General features: G+C 56.0%; 20 protein-coding genes. 11 read left to right on the top strand and 9 right to left on the bottom strand.

All coding sequences use genetic code 11. The annotated features are described in order from the left end of the window. Positions 1-404: 404 nt before the first annotated feature. Positions 405-779, bottom strand: coding sequence for a hypothetical protein (locus ACR0DJ_RS15080; RefSeq protein WP_425079705.1), 375 nt, complete (start codon positions 777-779; stop codon positions 405-407). A 91-nt stretch (positions 780-870) separates the two neighbouring features. Between ACR0DJ_RS15080 and ACR0DJ_RS15075 the strand changes: the two genes are divergently transcribed. Beyond that, positions 871-1629 (top strand): alpha/beta fold hydrolase, encoded by a 759-nt coding sequence (locus tag ACR0DJ_RS15075; protein ID WP_480685469.1) that lies wholly within the window; start codon positions 871-873, stop codon positions 1627-1629. Here ACR0DJ_RS15075 and ACR0DJ_RS15070 read toward each other — a convergent pair whose 3' ends face one another. From ACR0DJ_RS15070 to ACR0DJ_RS15045, 6 genes are all read right to left on the bottom strand, one after another. Continuing rightward, positions 1630-1815 (bottom strand): hypothetical protein, encoded by a 186-nt coding sequence (locus tag ACR0DJ_RS15070; protein WP_170345109.1) that lies wholly within the window; start codon positions 1813-1815, stop codon positions 1630-1632. Positions 1816-1908: 93 nt separating this feature from the next. Next, complete coding sequence (locus ACR0DJ_RS15065; RefSeq protein ID WP_257600286.1) at positions 1909-2286, bottom strand: rhodanese-like domain-containing protein; 378 nt, start codon at positions 2284-2286, stop codon at positions 1909-1911. A gap of 79 nt (positions 2287-2365) precedes the next feature. Next, the gene (locus ACR0DJ_RS15060) at positions 2366-3718 is read right to left on the bottom strand and encodes an HlyD family type I secretion periplasmic adaptor subunit (RefSeq protein WP_170345107.1); all 1353 of its coding nucleotides are present in this window, start codon (positions 3716-3718) and stop codon (positions 2366-2368) included. Between the two features lie 2 nt (positions 3719-3720). Further along, complete coding sequence (locus ACR0DJ_RS15055; protein WP_374041599.1) at positions 3721-5784, bottom strand: type I secretion system permease/ATPase; 2064 nt, start codon at positions 5782-5784, stop codon at positions 3721-3723. A 199-nt stretch (positions 5785-5983) separates the two neighbouring features. Next, positions 5984-7924, bottom strand: coding sequence for a type I secretion protein (locus ACR0DJ_RS15050; RefSeq protein WP_480685467.1), 1941 nt, complete (start codon positions 7922-7924; stop codon positions 5984-5986). Between the two features lie 131 nt (positions 7925-8055). Continuing rightward, positions 8056-10338 (bottom strand): hypothetical protein, encoded by a 2283-nt coding sequence (locus ACR0DJ_RS15045; protein WP_172978466.1) that lies wholly within the window; start codon positions 10336-10338, stop codon positions 8056-8058. Between the two features lie 762 nt (positions 10339-11100). Here ACR0DJ_RS15045 and ACR0DJ_RS15040 point away from each other — a divergent pair. From ACR0DJ_RS15040 to ACR0DJ_RS14995, 10 genes are all read left to right on the top strand, one after another. After that, on the top strand, positions 11101-11691 hold the full coding sequence (locus ACR0DJ_RS15040) for a helix-turn-helix transcriptional regulator (RefSeq protein WP_170345103.1): 591 nt from the start codon (positions 11101-11103) through the stop codon (positions 11689-11691). Continuing rightward, entirely contained in the window at positions 11684-12181 is a 498-nt protein-coding gene (locus ACR0DJ_RS15035; protein WP_170345102.1) for a hypothetical protein, read from the top strand. The genes ACR0DJ_RS15040 and ACR0DJ_RS15035 overlap by 8 nt, the downstream gene beginning before the upstream one ends. 294 nt (positions 12182-12475) lie before the next feature. Then, positions 12476-13660 (top strand): tyrosine-type recombinase/integrase, encoded by a 1185-nt coding sequence (locus ACR0DJ_RS15030; protein ID WP_480685466.1) that lies wholly within the window; start codon positions 12476-12478, stop codon positions 13658-13660. After that, positions 13657-14598, top strand: a complete 942-nt coding sequence (locus tag ACR0DJ_RS15025; RefSeq protein WP_171330309.1) for a hypothetical protein — start codon at positions 13657-13659, stop codon at positions 14596-14598. Before ACR0DJ_RS15030 ends, ACR0DJ_RS15025 begins: the two co-directional genes overlap by 4 nt. A 157-nt stretch (positions 14599-14755) precedes the next feature. Beyond that, positions 14756-14968: a helix-turn-helix transcriptional regulator gene (locus tag ACR0DJ_RS15020; RefSeq protein ID WP_480686281.1), complete on the top strand. Its 213-nt coding sequence runs from the start codon at positions 14756-14758 to the stop codon at positions 14966-14968. Between the two features lie 116 nt (positions 14969-15084). After that, on the top strand, positions 15085-15444 hold the full coding sequence (locus ACR0DJ_RS15015) for a hypothetical protein (RefSeq protein ID WP_171330305.1): 360 nt from the start codon (positions 15085-15087) through the stop codon (positions 15442-15444). A gap of 100 nt (positions 15445-15544) precedes the next feature. After that, positions 15545-15751 (top strand): transcriptional coactivator p15/PC4 family protein, encoded by a 207-nt coding sequence (locus ACR0DJ_RS15010; RefSeq protein ID WP_480685463.1) that lies wholly within the window; start codon positions 15545-15547, stop codon positions 15749-15751. Then, positions 15752-16276 carry a hypothetical protein gene (locus ACR0DJ_RS15005; protein WP_480685462.1) on the top strand — a complete coding sequence of 175 codons (525 nt, stop codon included), beginning with the start codon at positions 15752-15754 and terminating at the stop codon, positions 16274-16276. It begins immediately after the preceding gene. Positions 16277-16424: 148 nt separating this feature from the next. Further along, positions 16425-16976, top strand: coding sequence for a hypothetical protein (locus tag ACR0DJ_RS15000; protein ID WP_171330299.1), 552 nt, complete (start codon positions 16425-16427; stop codon positions 16974-16976). After that, the gene (locus ACR0DJ_RS14995) at positions 16973-17254 is read left to right on the top strand and encodes a hypothetical protein (RefSeq protein ID WP_171330297.1); all 282 of its coding nucleotides are present in this window, start codon (positions 16973-16975) and stop codon (positions 17252-17254) included. The genes ACR0DJ_RS15000 and ACR0DJ_RS14995 overlap by 4 nt, the downstream gene beginning before the upstream one ends. Before the next feature lie 13 nt (positions 17255-17267). Here ACR0DJ_RS14995 and ACR0DJ_RS14990 read toward each other — a convergent pair whose 3' ends face one another. Next, the gene (locus ACR0DJ_RS14990; protein WP_171330295.1) at positions 17268-18386 is read right to left on the bottom strand and encodes a hypothetical protein; all 1119 of its coding nucleotides are present in this window, start codon (positions 18384-18386) and stop codon (positions 17268-17270) included. A 70-nt stretch (positions 18387-18456) separates the two neighbouring features. After that, positions 18457-18684, bottom strand: a complete 228-nt coding sequence (locus ACR0DJ_RS14985) for a hypothetical protein (protein ID WP_480685460.1) — start codon at positions 18682-18684, stop codon at positions 18457-18459. Positions 18685-19308: the final 624 nt, after the last annotated feature.

Raw genomic sequence — 19308 nt, 5'->3', positions numbered from 1 at the left:
CCGACTGGATCATCGAAGTGGTCGACGGCCTGGCTGCCAATGGCGAAGACGGCAACGGCGCCGTCGAAGCCAAGGTCAAGGCCGAAGTCGCAGACCTCTGCGCACGTTTCCCGATCTATCCGAACCTGTAACTGGTCCACCCTCCAACACAGAACGGCGCCATGAGGCGCCGTTTTATTGCGTAAGATCTCTGAAAACGTTCTGGATCTCGCCCAGCGCAAATCCGGTGTTTTGGGCAAGGTCCCGGCCCCCAAAGCCGCCCGGGCCATTCTGGTCAATACGCGCTTTTTTCGCCTCGACCAGCCTTTCGCGCAGCTATTCACACCGAATCCGTGCATTCGATGTCACCGCACCCAGGGATTTGCACCATGTTCAGAACTTGGTGCGCAGTCCAGAATCCAAGGTCAGATCAAGCCGCGCCACCACAGAAAAACCAGCAAAATCGTCGTCAGTGCCAGCATGTTGAAGGCCAGCCCCCCCAACAGGCCAAGGAACCACCCCCATCTGCGATCCGCAAGATTGATGGACCCCAGATGTTCCTGCACCACGTCAGACGCCTTGATCAGCCTGGGGTTATCCAGAACCAGCCTCAGTTTGGGATGAGACGCCATCGCCTCGGCCCGGGCCAGAATCAAAGCTTGGTTGTAGACGCGCCGCGGCAGTCGGCGCTTGGCCTTGCGGATCGATGCCTCGAGCGTCTTGTCGCGCACCCCGAGCTTTGCGCGCAGCAACACAACCGTTTCGGCGATCCGGGTCTGAATGTCTGGGTCCTGCGACATTGGTGGCCTCCTGCCGTGGCAATCTAACGGCAGCGTCAATGACCTACAATGGGGCTGGCCGTTTCCGGCATTGACTTGTATCACGCGGTACATGCTGAACACCATCATACATGGCGAACCAACCGCCCGACCGCCCCTTGTCATTGCCCACGGCCTGTATGGATCGGCCCGAAATTGGGGCGTGATTGCCAGACGGTTGTCGGACGAGCGGCAAGTTGTGGCCGTCGACATGCGTAACCACGCCTACAGTGCGTGGGATTCTTGCCATGATTATCCTCACCTGGCGCAGGATATCGCCGAGGTCATCGAGCGGATTGGCGGGACGGCGGACGTACTTGGGCATTCAATGGGCGGCAAGGCCGCGATGACACTTGCGCTGCAACACGGCGCGCTGGTGAACAAACTGGTGGTCGCAGATATTGCGCCGGTGAAATACAAGCACAGCCAAATTCAGTTCATCGAGGCCATGCGTGCCGTGGATTTCTCGCGCATAGCGCGCCGCACGGATGCCGAGCAGCAATTGGCCGAGCAAGGCGTTGAAAAAGCATTGCAAAGCTTCTTCACCCAATCGCTGGACATCAAGGGAAAGCGTTGGTTGCTGAACCTGGACGTGTTGGCGGACCAGATGCCAAATATCATGGGCTTTCCCGAGTTGGACGCCCAGTGGCAAGGCCCCGCGCTGTTCCTGTCAGGGGGCGAGTCAGATTATGTCTTGCCGGAACATCGAGCCAAAATCCGCGCACTGTTCCCCGGCGCGCGATTTGCCAAGATCCCCGGTGCCGGTCACTGGCTGCACGCCGAAAAACCGCGCGAGTTCGAAGCTGCCGTCAGGACCTTCCTGAACGCCTGATCAAGCGCCTTGATACAGCCGCTTGGCCACCATCCAAGATGCCGGGGCGGCGATTACGGCCCCCGCGGCCGCAGCGCCCACAATTGCGCTGACGGACACCATTCCAGCCGAAAGCACGGCGATTACGGCCGAACCGGACAGAGCAGTTGCAATCAGTGAATACAGCATAGCAGCAAGGCGAAACATGGCCGGGCTTTCCTTTTGATGGCTTCCGGCCAAATATTTCACGATTCGAATATGTTGCGCTTTGATTTGTGTCAGATGCAGACGGTTCCGAAGCTAGGATTTGGCGATTTCACCGCCCCCATTCACCCAGTCCGTCAATCCCCCAAGATTGTACACCCTCTGGTATCCCATATCCTTCAGAAGTTTTCCGGCCAAGGCCGCGCGCCCACCCGATGCGCAGTACAACACTATGGGGCGATCCTTGCGCAGTTCAGGGTCATGTGATTGCAATGTATCATCTGCCCGAAACTCCAGCATGCCACGAGGTATGTGATGCGCCCCGGCGGCGCGGCCCGTCTGTTCCAGCTCATTCGCATCGCGTATGTCCAACAGCAGCCCCCCCTGTTCGGTCATCGTCTTTGCCTGGGCTGCATCGACACGTTCGACCACAGCGTTGGCCGCCTCCATCATCTCTTTGACCGTCACCGTCATACGAGTTCTCCTTTACGTCACCGCGCAGAGGTTAACATGCGAATTCCGGAAGGTCCCGACATGGAGGGGAACGCAGGTGTTACTGCTCGCGAAACGCGCGCGACATACTGTCTGATACCGGTTTGGCGATATAGGCCGCAAAGGTGCGTTCTTCGGTTTGGATCATGATTTCAGCGGGCATCCCCGGTGTCGGAACAAAGCCGCGCACGCGCTGCAACTCATCCGGGGTCAGTGAGACACGTGCCAGATAGACCTCCTGCGGAACGCCGGTCGAATCCTCAAGCAGTGAATCGGCCGAGATATAGAAGACCTCGCCATACAAAACAGGCGTCGTGCGTTGGTTCAATGCGATCAGGCGGACTGTGGCGGTCTGCCCCGTGACAACACTGTCAATCTCGGTACGCGGAATCTGTGCCTCGATGATCAGGGGCGCATCCGCGGGCAGGATCTCGGCTATCGGTTCCCCGGTTTCAATCACACCGCCCGGCGTATGATAATGCAACCGCACCACCGTTCCTGTCACCGGTGCGCGCACCACGGCCCGATCAAGAACGCTGCGGGCCTGACGGGATTTTTCACGGACGCTTTCCAGATCGGCTTCGATCACGCCCAGTTCGTCCAGTGCGGCCTCACGATAGGCGGACCGCGTACGCGCAATCTGTTCGTCATATTTCAGCAGCATCTGGTTGATTTCAGCGGCTTCCGCCTGCAACCGGGCCTGCTGCCCTTCGGCTTCGGCCTGGACACGACGGATGGTGTTCAGCTCTCCTTTGCGGACAAGGCCCTTTTCGAACAGTTGGTTTTTGGCCTCGAACTCCTCCTGCAAAATCTCGGCACGCCGGGTCATGCTGTCCAATTGCGCCTCAAATCCACTGGACCGGATTTTCAGCGCTTCCATGTTGCGTTCCAGCAGCGCCAAGTCATTCAGCAGCGTCTTGCGCGACACATCGAAGCTGAGCTTTTGCCCATCCAGAATGGCCAATACTTCGGGATCTTCGGATGCTTCGACAAGCTCTTGCGAAAACACGAGGCGGTCGCGTTCCCCGTACTCGGCCAGCAACCGCTCGGTCATGGCCTGAAGGCGCAGCTTGCGAATAAACAGCTCACGCTCATTGGCCTGGGCCGAGGTCTGGTCCAGGGTCATCAGAACCTGACCAGCCTGAACCGCCTGACCTTCCACAACCTTGATGTCTTCGATGATGCCGCCTTCAAGATGTTGGACAATCTTGTTTCGGCCCGTGGCAACAAAGCTGCCTTGCGCGATGACCGCTGCGGCCAGCGGGGCACTGAAAGACCAGACCCCGAAACCGCCGAAACACACGACAAGCATGACCAGCCCGATCACCATCAACCTGTTGATCGAGCGTGGAACCTCGGCATACCAGACTTCTGGATCATTGGCTGAGTTGTTCACAGGTACGAGGTTATTCATGGTCAGCCCCCCTGCTGGCCTTCAATTCCAGTCTGCTTGCGCGGCCCGTTGAGCTGCTGAAGAACCTGATCACGCTGACCGAACAGGGCCACGCGCCCGTCGGTCAAAAGCATGATCTTGTCGACAACACTCAACAACGTTGGCTTTTGCGTAATGACGACCACGGTGATCTTGCTTTGACGCGCCTGTTCGATCGCACATGCCAGCGCCTTGTCCCCCGCGACGTCGAGATTTGAATTCGGTTCATCCAGCACAACCATTCTGGGGTTGCCGAAGAACGCCCGTGCCAGTGCGATACGCTGCTTCTGACCACCGGACAAAGGCGAGCCATCAGCCGCCACCACGGTCTCATATCCCTGCGGCAGCGTTGCAATCATGTTATGAACATCGGCCAGAACGGCGGCATCATGGATCTGTTCGTCAGTGGCATCCGCCCGCATCCGGCCGATATTGTCCTTGATCGTGCCCGGGAACAGCTGAACATCCTGCGGCAGGTAGCCGATGCTTTCGCCAAACTGGCGCGGGTCCCAGTTTCGGATGTCCATCAGGTCAAGCCTAACGCTGCCCGATGTGGGCAGGATGGATCCCACCAGAGTTTTTCCAAGCGTGGTTTTCCCCGCACCGGAATTGCCAATGATGGCCAATGTTTCGCCGGGAACCAGCGAGAACGTGATGCCGTTCAGAACCACACGCTTGGTTCCGCCCGGTACATAGAGCAGGCGTTCGACATCCAGACGACCTTCGGGGCGTGGCAAGCGCAGTTTTTCGTATTGCAGGGCCGAAGTCGACAGCAGCGCCTTGATCCGGCCATAAGCTCCGCGCGTCAGCAGGTAGCTGTTCCATCCTTCAATCGAACCTTCGATTGGCGCAAAGGCACGCCCGGCAATGATCGAGGCCGCAATCACCATACCGCCCGTGATCTCTCCTTGCAGCGCCAGAAACGCGCCCCAACCCAGAATTCCGATCTGCGTCAAAAGGCGAACGGCGCGCGAGATCGAAGCGAAGATCACGTTGCGGTCCTGTGCCCGCACCTGCCAGGTCAGGGATTGGGCAGTGTCCCGCCCCCAGATCCGCACGGCCTCGGGGATCATTGCCAGGGCGTTGATGATCTGGCTGTTGCGAGACATCGAATCCAGATGCAGGTTTGCCATGGACTGTGCCTTGTTGGCCTCGGCAAACGGCTTGGCAGTCATTTTCTGGTTGATCAGCGCAATCGTCATCAGGATCAGCGCAGTAACCACCACGATCATGCCCAGTTCCGGATGCACCAGGAAAATCATCAGAATGAACAGCGGCGCAAACGGCACGTCCAGAAATGAAAGCAGCGTGCCCGAGACCAGAAAACCACGAAGCTGTTGCAGATCGCCCAATGTCTGATACTCGCGCCCGTTTCCATGCAGCGACGCATGGGCCGCCGCGCTCAGAACCGGTGCGCCCAGCCGGGCCGCCACTTCAACCCCCGTCCGCATGAGCATGAACCGCCGCACCGCATCAAAAGCTGACTGGAAGACCACTGCCCCTGCAACGATGGCCGTCAACATGATCAGCGTATCCAGCGACCGGCTGGTCAGAACCCGGTCACTGATCTGGAACAGATAGATCGGGATCGCCAGGATCAGGATGTTCGTAGCGCAGGTCAGGACCAGAACAAACGCAAGATTGCGCCGGATCGCCCGCATCGAAACGCGCAACGTGCGCTGGAAGTCTTCGGGCGGGGTGCGTTTGTGGAAGGTTTGGGGTGGCCCGTTCCCATCACCGCCGCCGGAATTCGTTTGCAACAGTGGCTGGTTTGCCTTGGCCTCGATCGTGGTGCCTATGCCGTTCCCACCGGAAGCGCGCGCAGAGGGGGTCTTGCGCGCTGTCGAGTCCCCGGCAGATGCCGGATCCGGGCCGTCGGCGTCGGCCACCCCATTGCCGCCACCCGCCGGGTCTTCATTTTGCGCGGGTTGCGGTTGCGCACGCTGACGGGGAGGATCAGCGCGCCGTTGTTCGCGTGAGCGTTTTCGGTCTTCGGATTGCTGTGGTAGTTCGGTTTCAACCGGCGAATCTGGATCTGACACAGACACGCGCATCTCCTGCGTCAGGTGCAACCGGGCTTTGGCCCGTCGTGCTGCGGGATCTGCCCCACCGCCTGCGCGCTGGCGCTTCGGGCCCAAACCGCCCTGCCTGTCCAGGGGACTGGATAAGAGTGGGCGGCGCGACGAAAAAACAATCGACATATACAAACCTTCTGGTCACTCGATAAAAACTTGGGGGGGGGGGGGGTCAGGCCAGCATGGATTGCAGGCCGTCATCTGGTGTCGTTGTGTCAGTGGATTGTGCGTGCAGTGCCAGGGCCGCATCGGGTTGCGGCACAGACATGTCCGCCATGATTGCGGCGATCGCCTCGTTGGTCATATCTGTGATTTCCTGGTTGTCTGGCACGTCGATCAGGCTGGCCTGATGAAGCAGCAGGTCGGAGTAAGATCCGTCAGCGGCCATTACCGTCGAATCCACGCCCATTTTGGTCAGATTGACCGAGTTCAACAGGGCGTTGCTGCCTGCGACGACCTCGGTATCGGCGGCACTGGGACCGGACAGGTCAATTTGATCCTGATCCAGCATCATGGTGACCTGTTCAACGATGTTCACCTGCAACAAGTCTCCGTCGATCTTGAGCACGCGCATCTGTTCCATCCCTGCGAACAGGGGATCGTTGAGCAGCGCATTCTCCAACGCATCCATGTCCGTTTGATCAAGCGCCATGGCATCGGACAGGTTCTGTTGCAGACCCTGATGTGTATCTTCGCCTATCGTTTTGACCGACGCGTCATTCATGATCACATTGTCATCATCTCCGGCCATTGCGCCGGGCATACCGCCGCTGATGATATCGTCATCCATCAGGACGTTGGTCTGGTACAACATGTCCACGGAAATCATATTCCCGTCGATCATGATCAGGTCGTAAAAACTGCCCAGCTGCACGATGTCGGTGACATTGAACATTTCGTTGTCGCCCAACGCGTACAATGTCGATGCGGCCGAAATCTCGGTCTGTATGTTGTCGATATCCGTGCCGTCGATAACTTGTTTGACGAAGTTTGCCACAACCAGATCACCGTGGACCCAATCCACAACGATGAACTCAGGTTGTCCGGTTGTTCCGGCGCCATTGTCCAGCCAGGGGGCATCTCGGCCTTCGACTTCAATCTTCGAGGACTGAATCACGTTGGTGCCGCTGCCCGTTCCCGGCGCCCCCACATCCCAATCTGATACAAGCGCAACCTGGCTGATGGCGGTCAGGCTGATCGCCTGCCCTCCGACGGCGATATAGGGGGCATCAACCCAACCCACAGATGCCGAAACGGCATTGATCGCAAGGTTTCCTCCGGTCACGACCAGGTGTCCGTCATCAAAGTCAGGATCTTTCGACTGATCCCACTCGGCCGGAAGCATGGACTCGGCCTCATCCTCTCCGGCTTCCTCCGGTTGATGGAACGCAGGCAGGATGTCTGTCCATACCGGAGCGTCGTCAACGTACTTGCCGTTCACGATCACCCCCAACGCATCATCGCCATGAAACTGATGTACCGTGACCCCGTCGATATTCGCGTTTGCCGGGGCCGTCATCTGTTGGGCCAGCGCCTCGAGCATTTCGGTCGACTTGTAATCCGCGAGCGAAAGCGAAGGGGCTGCCACGGCATGAAGCGACAGCGCCATGTCCAGCATCTCTTCGCCTTGGGCGATCAGCGCCTCGGTATCACGAAAGTCCCCTTCCCCCACCGTGTCGTTGTCGCGCATGACCACCTTTTGCACGGTGAACGTCATTGCCGACCCCAATGGCACCGTATCCGGTCGAAGAATGATCAGTTCAGGTGCGGAAGACGGGCCGGATATGCTGTCTGGAACAAATCGCGCGGACTCCGCGCTGTCACCGTTGAGGATGATGACCGCCTCGTGCACCGGCCCGACAGGAGCTTTTGGCAACGGCAGCTCCGGCTGAGAGGGAAGAAAGTTGAACGGCAGGGCTTTGTATTCGCCCGCCGGGATATCCAGATCAGCTTTGATGTGAATCGAGGTTGGCTCGTCAAGCCCGTCTATTTCAGCTTTCCGCCTCAGGGCGCTGAACTCCTCGTACTGATCCCGCAGGCGGGCTTGTTCTATCGTAAGCTCAAAAGTTCCAACAAAATGCGCTATCGTTTCCGTAATACCGTCAAGTGCCATGTCGGTTATCCTTTTTGCCCGCGGCGGCTCGTAATTACCGCTTTGGGTTCAGTTGGGCCGGGGCCGCGTTTTGCGGCCCCGGCATTTTTGAAAGGTAGCAAGGCCCGAAAATGCGAGCCCCGCCTTTTGACTTAAACGTCAGTGTCGTCGCTGGCGTGGGACATGGTCATCGAACCACCCACCATGGTCGTATCGACCGTGTTGCCCAGAACGTTGGCGCCCATGATGATCGACTGGTTGAACGCAGACGTATCAACGACAGCCGCAGCCGATGCATAGGACTCGCCGGTTACGATACCATCGCCACCATTGTTCGCGCCCCAGGCACCACCATTGCCGCCGGCACCACCGTCACCTGAATAGGCGCCGCCACCGTTACCACCGGTGATCATGCCACCCATGGTATCGCCTGACGTTGCAGTGCCCATCGAAGCCCCGCTGGTTCCGCCGTCCGCGGCGGATGCGCCACCAGCACCACCGTTACCCGAGTCGGCCGCACCAGCTGCATCGCCAGAGCCAGTCGATGTGGCATCATTGTCGGAACTGCCTTCGCCACCGTATCCGGCAATTGCTTCGGCCAGGCTGTCAGCCGCACCGTTTGTGTCGGCATCTCCGAAGATGTCGGCAGCTCCGCCGCCACCCGCGGTATTGGCCGCGTCGGCAGACCCGGCTCCGTTGCCGGTAGACGATGATGTCGGCGTCGTGCTGCCGCCCGCGCCGCCGTCGCCGTCGGCAGCCGATGTTCCGGTACCGGCCGCATCCGCTGCGCCATCTGCTGCGTTCGACCCGCCGTCACCGCCGCTGCCGTCGGTGTCCTGCGAGTTGCTGGCCGCACCGTTCACGTCGCCTGGGCTCTGGTCGATGTCCGGCCCGCTTGCCGACTGATCGCCAACACCCTGAGCATCGGAATCCGCGTCAGCGGTCCCACCCGAACCGTCGCCGCCCGAGCCGTCGCCACCCGAACCGTCGCCGGCCGTGCCGTCGCCACCGGTGCCGTCACCGCCGGTTCCGTCGCCGCCTTCGCCTGCTTCGGCGTCAATCATGCCCAACTCTTCCTGAAGAGCCATGATTGCAGCTTCGACCATCGCGCCGAATCCACCTTCGCCGTCGCCGCCGGTGCCGTCGCCACCGGTGCCGTCACCGCCAGAGCCGTCACCGCCGGATCCGTCACCACCGGTTCCGGTTCCGCCAGAGCCGTCAGCCGAACTGTCCGCGCCGCTGTCAGCAGAGCCATCCGCAGTGTTGTCACCCGCAGTGGCATCATTTGCATCGGTGTTGCTGTCGCTGGTGTTCGAAGCCGAACCATCTGCCGCAGCATTACCGTCGCCACCGTCCGCGCCGGACGCGTCCGCGGCGTTATCTGCCGTTCCGGTACCCGTTCCGGTCGAGTCGGAGTCGCTGTCGCCGCCGTTTGCGTTACCGGATGCATTCGAACCGGACAGACCCAGGCCCAGGCCCAGACCAAACGAATCCGCGCTGCCGCCGGCTCCGCCGGTTCCGCTGCCATCGGCACTTGTGCTGCCATCGTTGTCAGATGACGCGGAACCATCCGCGGCACCGCCATCTCCTCCGGCACTGTCACCGTCGGATCCTGCGCCCGCCATACCAACACCGTTGCTGGCATTGCTTGCGTCACCGGTCGATCCGCCCCGGCCGCCGCTGGAATCGGCATCGGCACTGCCGGTATCGCCACCGTCAGCCCACGCGTGGCTGCCCAGCGTCGATGAATCGGCCGCGCCGCCGTAACTGGTTCCGCCGTCGCCCGATTTTCCACCGCCGGCATCCGAGCTGATACCTTCAGCCGCAGTAGCAGTACCACCATTGGCATCGCCGTTCTGGTAGAAATCGGCATTGTTGGATACGCTTGGTGAGTCCAACGTGTCATCATCACTCAGACTGGCGACCTGGCTGTTCACGGATGACATCGCTGTTCCGGCGCCGTCCATCGAGACATCCAGATTCATGTCATCGCCTGGATCATAGGTCAGATCGCGACCAGCAGTGATCACGTCACCCACTGTCGCCGAGTCGCCGAGGTCCAGATCAACCTGATCATCGTCGCGCGGAATCCACTCACCGCCGCCGAAATCGATGTTGATTGAGTTGCTGTTGGAGTTGTCGTTGGTGTTGTCGCCGGCATTAAGCGTCTGGTCCTGATCCTGACCCTGGTCCTGATCCTGACCCTGGTCCTGATCCTGACCCTGGTCTTGATCCTGACCCTGGTCCTGACCCTGATCCTGGCCTTGCTCGTTGGCGTTTTCTACATTTTGGTCCTGCTGCTGTTGCTGCGCAGTCACGTCGGCTTCGACAAGGGCCTCATCAACCTGAATTTCGACATCCACCGGAGCTTCGAGGTTTTCGACTACAATTTCGTCAACGGTCGTTACGTTTGTATTGTTTACATTACGTCTCATAACAAATTCCCATTACTGGAACGCCTGACCGCCATTCATCTACAAAGCGGCAACGGGCGTGATTGAAACTTAAATACCCGCACAGCGTTCAAGCACGCTGAATGCGGTCCACGATTGTTTTCCTGAGGCCACCTCCTTTCCCGGCTAAGCCGAATTCGCGGCCGTTCACAATCGATGCTGAAATACGCAAGGAACGGGCGCGGCAGGGACAGACGCTTTCACAATTAAAGCCTGACCATGTTTGCAGCGACGCACGCTTGCGACTAGCTAACTGAAAGTTCTGATATGGATAACATGTTGTATTTTATGTTTATTTTAAAAAACCGCGAAACTATTCCCGACCTGGATCAAAAAGTTCTAAACAAGAAAAACAACAAAAAATAATGCAATTGTTTCCGCCAGTTACACAATGACAAGCCGAAAAACCTAAACAATAGTTCTATATCTCGGGCACTTGAACTATACCGTCTGGTTGTAGAAAATCACGTTTTCAGCTACAATAAATCTTACGTAATTCTTTGATTAGTTAACTACTTTTGCACCGGCAATTCCATTTCGATAAAGCCATTTCCGGTTAACCCCGTTTTGTGAGGGAATATAATGAGTGAGTCTTTGAACAATGAATCTGGCAATCAGAGTCTTTATTCAGAAGATTTTTCGATTGTCTTCCTCGGGAAAGAACTATTCTATTCAAATCAAACCCTAAGAAGCGTTCAAACTGAATTTGGCGTCCGCGCTTTTCGCTTCGAAACACTCGAGGCCATGCGCTCAGTTGTTCCGGACAGCGGCAAGATCGTCGTCGTGGATCAGATGTTGATCGAGGACCTTTTGGCGCGCCCCAATGCATACTCCAAAAGTGCAGGTTCCGGCTGTCTTGCCTTCGCCTATCGCAAAGAGGATTCGGCCCGACACCTGTTCGAAGACTGGCACCGCGCGCAGTTTGGAGATGTAGGCTTTCTGCCGATGAATGTCGCGCCGGACGCGTGGCGGGCCATCCTCAGATTGCTGATGCACGAGGAACTGTATCTTCCCAGCTTCCTGGCTGACTGTGTCTCATCCCCCTGTCAGCGCGCGCCTGAAAGACCACGGCAACGGGAAGCCATTACATCCAACGGCGCGGATCGGCATGCACAATACTCCAAGCTGACACGCCGCGAAAAACAGGTTCTGCAACTGGTCTCAGAAGGCAAAAGCAACAAATTGATTGCGGCCAAGCTGGGCATCACGGAACACACGGTCAAGCTGCACATGCATAACGTTGTCGGAAAGATCGGCGTCAGCAACAGGACTGCGGCTGCTCATTTCTATTTCGAGGTAGCGCCTCACGAGGCGCAGCAGACCGCCCTTGACTGATCCGTTTGAAGCCCGGTTCGACCGCCTGATCCTTCTGGTCGGCAGGCTGAACTATATGTGGACAAACACCGAAAGCCTGCTGATTCACCTGATCGCCGGCCTGACCGGAACGTCCAAGGACGTGGCCGTAATCATCTTTTTGACTTTGAACACCACCCGCGCGCGAATAGATCTGGTTGAAAGACTTGCAAAAATGGAAGGGCGCCCTGCCCCGGTTCGCGATCCGATCCTTGAACACACGCAAAGGCTGGCCAAGCTTTCCGGCATCCGCAACAAGTACAACCATTGCATCTATTCCTTCGACCCTGAAAGCGGAAACCCGAAAACGATCCTCATGCGGATCGCTGACCGCAAAACCGACATAAAACTCGGCCGCGAGGATACCGTCGACGACGATGCTCTGCTCCAGATCGAAGCAGTCGTTGATCAGCTGTCAGCCGCAAACAGGGACATTTGGAAACTGATCCGACAATTGGGGTTTCCGGTTTAGGGCCGGTTGCACAGCAGAGTTGAGCGGGGCCTTCGCAGCACCCGTGCACCCCCACGGCGCGTCCTGCCACGCACGCATAAGTCACGGCATCTTTTGAAAATTTTTGTGGTGCGGGCGGTGGGCATTGAACTAGCGTTCTATCGCGCTGCGATACATTCCGAGATATCCGGTAAAAAACCCCAATTATCTAAAAACATTGATAATTGCCGTTCCGGGTTGTTCCGAGGTGCTCCATGATATACAAGATATAGAAGTGGGACTGAAAGTTGGACTATTCGAAAGCCCCAATCTATTATGCGCCAGAACAACAAGCTCAGTGGAGCCAAGGTCAGAACTGCCGAAGCCGGTAAATACGGCGATGGTGGCGGGCTGTGGTTGCACAAGCGTGATCCAAAACAGGGCAAGTGGGTGCTGCTCGTCACCGTGCACGGTCGCCGCAGGGAGATGGGTCTTGGTGCCTATCCGGGCGTATCGCTGAAAGAAGCTCGTGAAGAAGCAGAGAAATGGCGGGCAGTTGTTCGAAAGAACCTGGACCCCATCAAAGAGCGGGAGCGGGAGCGCCGGCAGGCCGAGCGGAACATGCATCTACTAAGGGACATTGCCCTTGATGCCTTCGAGTCCCGCAAGGCTGAGCTTAAAGGTGATGGCAAAGCTGGGCGCTGGTTTTCCCCGCTGGAGCTACATGTACTGCCGAAACTGGGGAAAGTGCCTGTTGCCGATATCGACCAGGTTGACATACGGGACACCCTGGCCCCGATTTGGCATGACAAGGCCGAAACTGCCAGCAAGGCGATGGACCGACTGGGCATCTGTCTGAAACACGCGGCAGCCCTTGGGTTGGATGTGGACCTGCAAGCCACCATGAAGGCGCGGGCGCTCCTAGGTAAACAACGCCACAAACCCAAGAACATCCCTGCGCTGCCTTGGGCGGAAGTGCCAAGTTTCTATGCCAGTCTGGATGAAGGTACGACAACGCACCTCGCGTTACGGCTGTTGATCCTGACTGCGGTTCGTTCGGGCCCGGTGCGCAAAGCTCATGAGTATCAATTTGTGGATGACGTATGGACGATACCTGCCGGAATCATAAAGGGTCGCAGGGATGCGACAGAGGATTTCCGTGTGCCGTTATCAGATGCTGCCTTGGAAGTGATTGAGGCAGCCAAGAAGCAATCGCGTGATGGCTTTCTATTCCCCAGCGTCCGCAAGGGCGTTATTTCGGACGCAACAATGTCCCGTTTGATGGAGCGCAGGGGAATGGAGGCGAGACCTCACGGGTTCAGATCCAGTTTCCGGGATTGGGTGGCAGAAACTACAGACACCCCACACGAGGTTGCGGAAACATGTTTGAGCCATGTCGTGGGCGGCGCTGTTGAACGCGCTTATCGACGCACGGATCATTTAGACCAGCGCCGAATACTCATGCAGCGGTGGACAGATTACGTGACATCTAAGCAAGCAGATATAGTGAGGATTGGATGATGATTGCGCCAGAAGGCTTCAAATCACTCGCTGACCTAAGGGACGCAATAAACCCTGAAATTAGAAAGCAAGTTCGCGACGCACTTGGAGGTGAACCTTGGAAAATTCATGAGGGAATTGATACCCTATTGAACGACCGCCTAACCCCACCAAGTTACTCAGTGCTCTCGGTTGTTGTTAATGAAATTGTGGCAGGTGCAATAGCGGAGCCAATGCTTAATCTAGATCTTTTTATCAGCAGTGGTTCTTCACTAGTTAGCTTACCTTCAGCGTTTCTCCGGCCATCTGTGCGCCTTGTGGAGAGTGGGGCACCCGAAGGTGCATCGCCAAGACTGGATTTAGTAAAAATGTTCCGGTGCGGCGAGCTTATTGAAACGCTATGCACAGACGGATTCTACAAGCTTTCAATTCAACGGCCTTGGTCCGCTAGGTGGGTAGTCGTTAACTACACGACGGGTTGCATTGACTTAGCTGCGCTCGAATCTGCTTGCAAGATGAGCGCCTTATTCGACGAACTGGAAGATATCCGCACGCAATACTACAACCGTACATCTGGGCTTTCAGGTGTCACATTAGATAGAGAAGAAAGATACGCACGCTCTCATTACGGATCTGACCAAAGAATGCCCAGCGTCCTCAAGATGCTTTCTCCACACAATGGCCAACCCGTTTTGCTGAGCAATGCAGCGCACGATAGAGTGCTCAGTTGGTTGGGTTTAGAAATAGAAAACGACAATTCTCTGCAAATTGATGAACTACAACCCAGCGAACTAATCCTAATGGAGTTCGAGGATAACCCAGCGAACAAGAGCGAAATTAAGAAGCGTCTATTTCCCGAAATGAGCGGACGAGAGTTTGACAAGCACTGGTGGGCCGCAAGTCAAGTAAATCCCAATCTTTCAGCGCCAGGTAGAAAAGCGGGCTCGGAGCATTCGTGACATGAAGTCTACCATATCCCCTACGGGAGATTGATGGCCGTCGCTCAAATCGACGCCTGAAAATTCCATAACCTCCATATCCCCTGCGGGATTTACGAACAAATTATTGATTTCATGCAGTCTTTTTTAATACTCTTGCTTTGCCCATCCTTCTAGCATGTTCCATTTCATGCAGGAGGCAACCGAGATGTTGGAAAAGCATTACCGGCGCACCGAAGTTGAAGAAATCACCGGCCTGAGCCGCAGCACTATCTACGACATGATGAACCGGGGAGAGTTCCCGCGTCCGGTCAGGTTGACCGCTAAAGCTGTCGGCTGGCCAGAAAGTTTGATCCGTGGTTGGTTAGAGAGCCGCCCCGAGGTCGTTTAACGAAAACCCGCGCCATGGGTCAAACATGGACACGGGACATTCGTTTTACAGTCTTTAGCGGGACTATGCGAAATGTAACGTGTTCTGACCTAAAGCACAAGCTTGAGGAATTGAGCATGAATACCGAAACACCCGAAATACTCGTTAGAAACGCATTGTGGGTTACCGCATGGCGTGACCTGTCGCCAGACACCGAACCGGCTGAATACCGGGTAACCGATGAGTCCGGTGAAACTCGCAACATCTGGGTAAGTAAGAATAAGCGCCGCATGCTAGATTCGTTAATTGACAGCCCGGTTCACTGCGCATCGCCCTGCCGTTTGAGTCACCTCGTTATGGGTCTACGAGATGAGCAGGGCCTGAACATTGAGACGGTATGGTTCGACAACGACCCAAAGGCCGGACGCAGCCGTTTTGGCGTGTACAACCTTCTGGACAGTGTGACCCGCATTGGCGGTCAGGAGGTGGCGGCATGAGAACCCGCGACCTCCAAATCCATGCCCTTCGTCGCAAGCATGGTCTTACAGAGGCCGCTGCCCGCATTGTCGCAACGCTGTATTACGGGGAGGGTCGCTAATGGCCCTCATCACCCAGATTCCAAAGAACAGCCGTGAGGAGTTCCGCGTCAGCCGGGATGACTCCCAGGGGCATGACCTCAACAACATCCGCGTGTTCTTCATCTCAAAAGACGGAGAGATGCTGCCAGGAAAGCAAGGTGTCGCCTTCAAGGCTGAATTGCTGCCTGAGTTCATAGACGCGCTCAACAAAGCGGAGGCTGCGTAGATGGGGCGCGACAAGAAAAACGAGAAGCGCGTTGAGCATTGGACCAAGCTTGTTCGCAACATGATGGAGGAGCCCGCTTGGCGGGCCCTCTCATCAACCGCGCAGGCACTGTATCCATGGCTAAGGCTAGAATGGCGCGGGGCGGGCAACAACAACAACGGCAAGATTAGCTTGAGCGTCAGACAAGCCGCTGACCGGTTAGGCGTGTCGTACAACACAGCCGCCAAAGGGTTTCGCGAGTTACAGGCAAAGGGCTTCATTGCTGTGACACGCCCGCCCAAACTTGGCACCAGTGGCGTCGCATCGTCTCCGCTGTTCGAACTAACCGAAATCTCGCTGCCGACCGCTCACGGTGAGGCTGGCCGTAGATTGTACAAGCAGTGGTCTGAAGGGGCAGATTTCCCAGTTGTGAAAGCCCCGGTTCACAACCCGACTGGCAAGGGCGGAAAAACAAAACCCTGTCTTAAAAACTGCGACGAGACCGTCGTAGATTTTGCGACGAGAATGACGGAGGCGACGCAATAAATGCGACGGGCCGTATCAATAATTGCGACGAAAACACCCGATTTCGGCAAGTCCCCGTCGCAATATTTAAGACATCCTTAGTCTACCAGGGGGTCTGGGGGAAACAGACACCTTCAACACTAACAATCCAACAAGCGAGACATGAGCAATGACTGACGAAACCAAAGGTGACATCGTCCCAAAGAAAAGTGAGCCAAGCAAAACGGGGGTCAAATTCGAAGGTAGCAACAAAGAAGGTAACATTGTCGAGCTAACCAAGCACGACGGGTTAAGGGAAGTGTTCGGAACAGACTGCGATGAACTGGCCAGTGCCTTGATGGCTCACTGCCTAAAAGCACTGAACAACGCGGAATCTGGTAGCGCGGGTGAAGTAAACGATGAGCGGGCATTCATGATTTCCATCATCCACGACATTGCGCCACGAGATGCCGTTGAGAGAATGCTGGCTATCCAGATGGCAGCCACGCATGTTGCAACAATTCGGTCGGCCCGGTGGCTTGGTGCCACGGAGACAATCCCTCAAGCCCAACTCCACTACACGGGATTCAACAAACTATCGCGTACATTCGCCGCCCAGGTTGAGACGCTTCGGAAGCACCGAAACGGCGGCAAACAGACGGTCACCGTTCAGCACGTGAACGTTGAAGACGGCGGACAGGCTATTGTCGGTAACGTCGAGACGGGGGGAGGCAAAAAATGAAACATGCCTCCAACCCCATGCAAAAGGCACATGAGGCCCCCCGATGCACGGCGAAGTCCAAACGCACGGGCCTGCCTTGTAAAAACCCGGCGGTAAAAGGCTGGACAGTTTGCCGGATGCATGGCGCTGGCGGTGGTCACGGTCCTGGCAAGGCCAACCCCGCCTACAAACACGGTATGCGCACCAGAGAGGCTCAGGAGATGAGGAAAGACATCAACGACCTTGTGCGTCTGGCTCGCGAACTGGAACAACTGTTAGATAGCAGCGGCCAACGGTAACAGCAGAGATGGGTCACAGAGCAGGCTGCGAAAAAACAGCTTCAGCTATATTGGGGTCGACAACCACAACGTCGACATTGGCGACCTCGTCAAACATCTCTGTGTGTAGGGTTGAACCCAAAACATTCTGCATCTTTGCCTTGTAACCGTTGATGACGGCATTCAAAACATCGGCGTATTCTTTGGGGGCGAGATTGCCGGCCTCAAGCTCATTGTATGCATCCAAAAGGTCACGGCGCACTTGCAAAACAAGCTCTTGATTGGAGTCGATATGCATCTGCATGAGGTCTGGATGCTCGTTCTCCGATACCAAAAATTCAGTTTCTTCAGAGCATCTAGGATATTTTTTCGTGAGGCATCCATTGCATATGCTGCGCCATTTCTCAGCCCCTTTCCCATCAATAGCCAGTAATCCCAACCTGCCATAGAGGGTGTGAGTCAAGTAGGCCCAGCCTTTAGATTTGTAGCCCTTTGCGTCGTTTACTTCGAGCCCAGCAGTACACATAATTCTGTTGGTCGCTTGATGACAGACGCCGTCAAGGCCGTATCGAATTCCCGCTAGGCCCTTTGTCACTGGATCAGTTCGCATTTGCGAAAGACAGTCGCATTCGGGTTGAAAAGCCATCCCATGACCAATAGAGCGCTGGTTTTCATCGTGGTCGCCCCCACATGGCCAAAGGTAGTTTCGCTTTCCGGCGTCATTGTATCCCACAGCATAAGTATGGTCGGCATTTGATTTTATGGGATCAATGAACGCGCCTTGCGCAAACATTTCGACCTTGCGTTTTTTGTAGGGTCCAAAAATATCGAACTCATCATGCCACAGCCTCTGGCGTTTGTTTTTTACCGGGTGATACACTTCTGCGGCGACGTATCTTGGCCTTGCCGGATCGATACTTATCCGAACCACAACTTCGTGATTAAGAAACGTCCATTTGTGACTGTCTTCACTTGTCCAACGTCCCTTGGCGGGATCAAGACTAACGCGATACGTGTACGGGTTACAGCCCGTCACTTTCGTGGGTATTTCAATGCTAGCCTTGGGAAATTCTACATTAACTTTGCCATGAAACGTGACTTTAAATCCTGGAGCGACGCCGAGTTCTTGCTTTGGGATTTTGTAAACTGCCATGAAACCGTCCTTTCAAATCAATATCTGAAGAACGTAATCTCATAGCGCAAATTCGTCTGTGACCTTTTCCCTAAGGCTTCGTGTCCTTACCCATGAAGCCCAAAGCGCCTTCATTGTTCAGAATCTCAATCGCAGTATCCAAGGCTTCCTGATCCGAAACAAACTTGTCATCCCAGACATAGCTGGCATCTTCGCAGTCCACCGCTTCCAACGTCCACCGGTTTTGGTTGTCCAGACGATACATTTCGATTTCGAACCGATACCCATCAACAAGCTCGAACTTGCACTTGTCTGACATTACTAATTTAGGTTCATCGATATTCGTTGGTGCTCTGTACCCGCGTTCTTATTCAGTCACTCTGATATCAAGACAGCCGGTGTTTTTTGCCAGAAAAACATGTCGGGGTACGACGCGCCAAACTCGTACCCCCTCATTGAAATCGCTAAACCCCATCATGGCGCGCCGCATAACAGTGATATGGGAGCGAAGTGTTCTGAATGCGACCGTTCAATGAAGATTACGAAAGCGCCACGACATTTGAAAGACACGGTTCGTGCTTCGGTCTGTTTTACGGAAAGCTCGTGGGGTGGCACACCGTACTAGGTAACCCCCTCAAATCCAGTCGGAAAAACCAGAAAGTGCTAAAATAAAAGCATGCCACCCACGTCAAGAGGATCGCATTGTGGCAAAGTTGTGTCCATAGCTCGTTCGGCAACTGACTGTTTACCCCACGGAAACGAACCATTTTGACCGAAACAGCGCCGTTACGGGAATCCCCCAATTTCGGGCTTCGCTCAAATTGAGTAATGTGGGATCAGAATAACCACTTACCCCCTCGTGACGAAGATAGAGGCTGGCCTCGACCCCCTCAGCCAGCCTCTATAAATGTTCCGGCCATCCCGGCAGGTTTCTTGGAGCTGG

It is taken from the genome of Ruegeria sp. BF10, assembly GCF_056538725.1.
The sequence above is the reverse complement of the archived record's forward strand: the minus strand, read 5'-3'. Positions and strand labels throughout refer to the sequence as shown.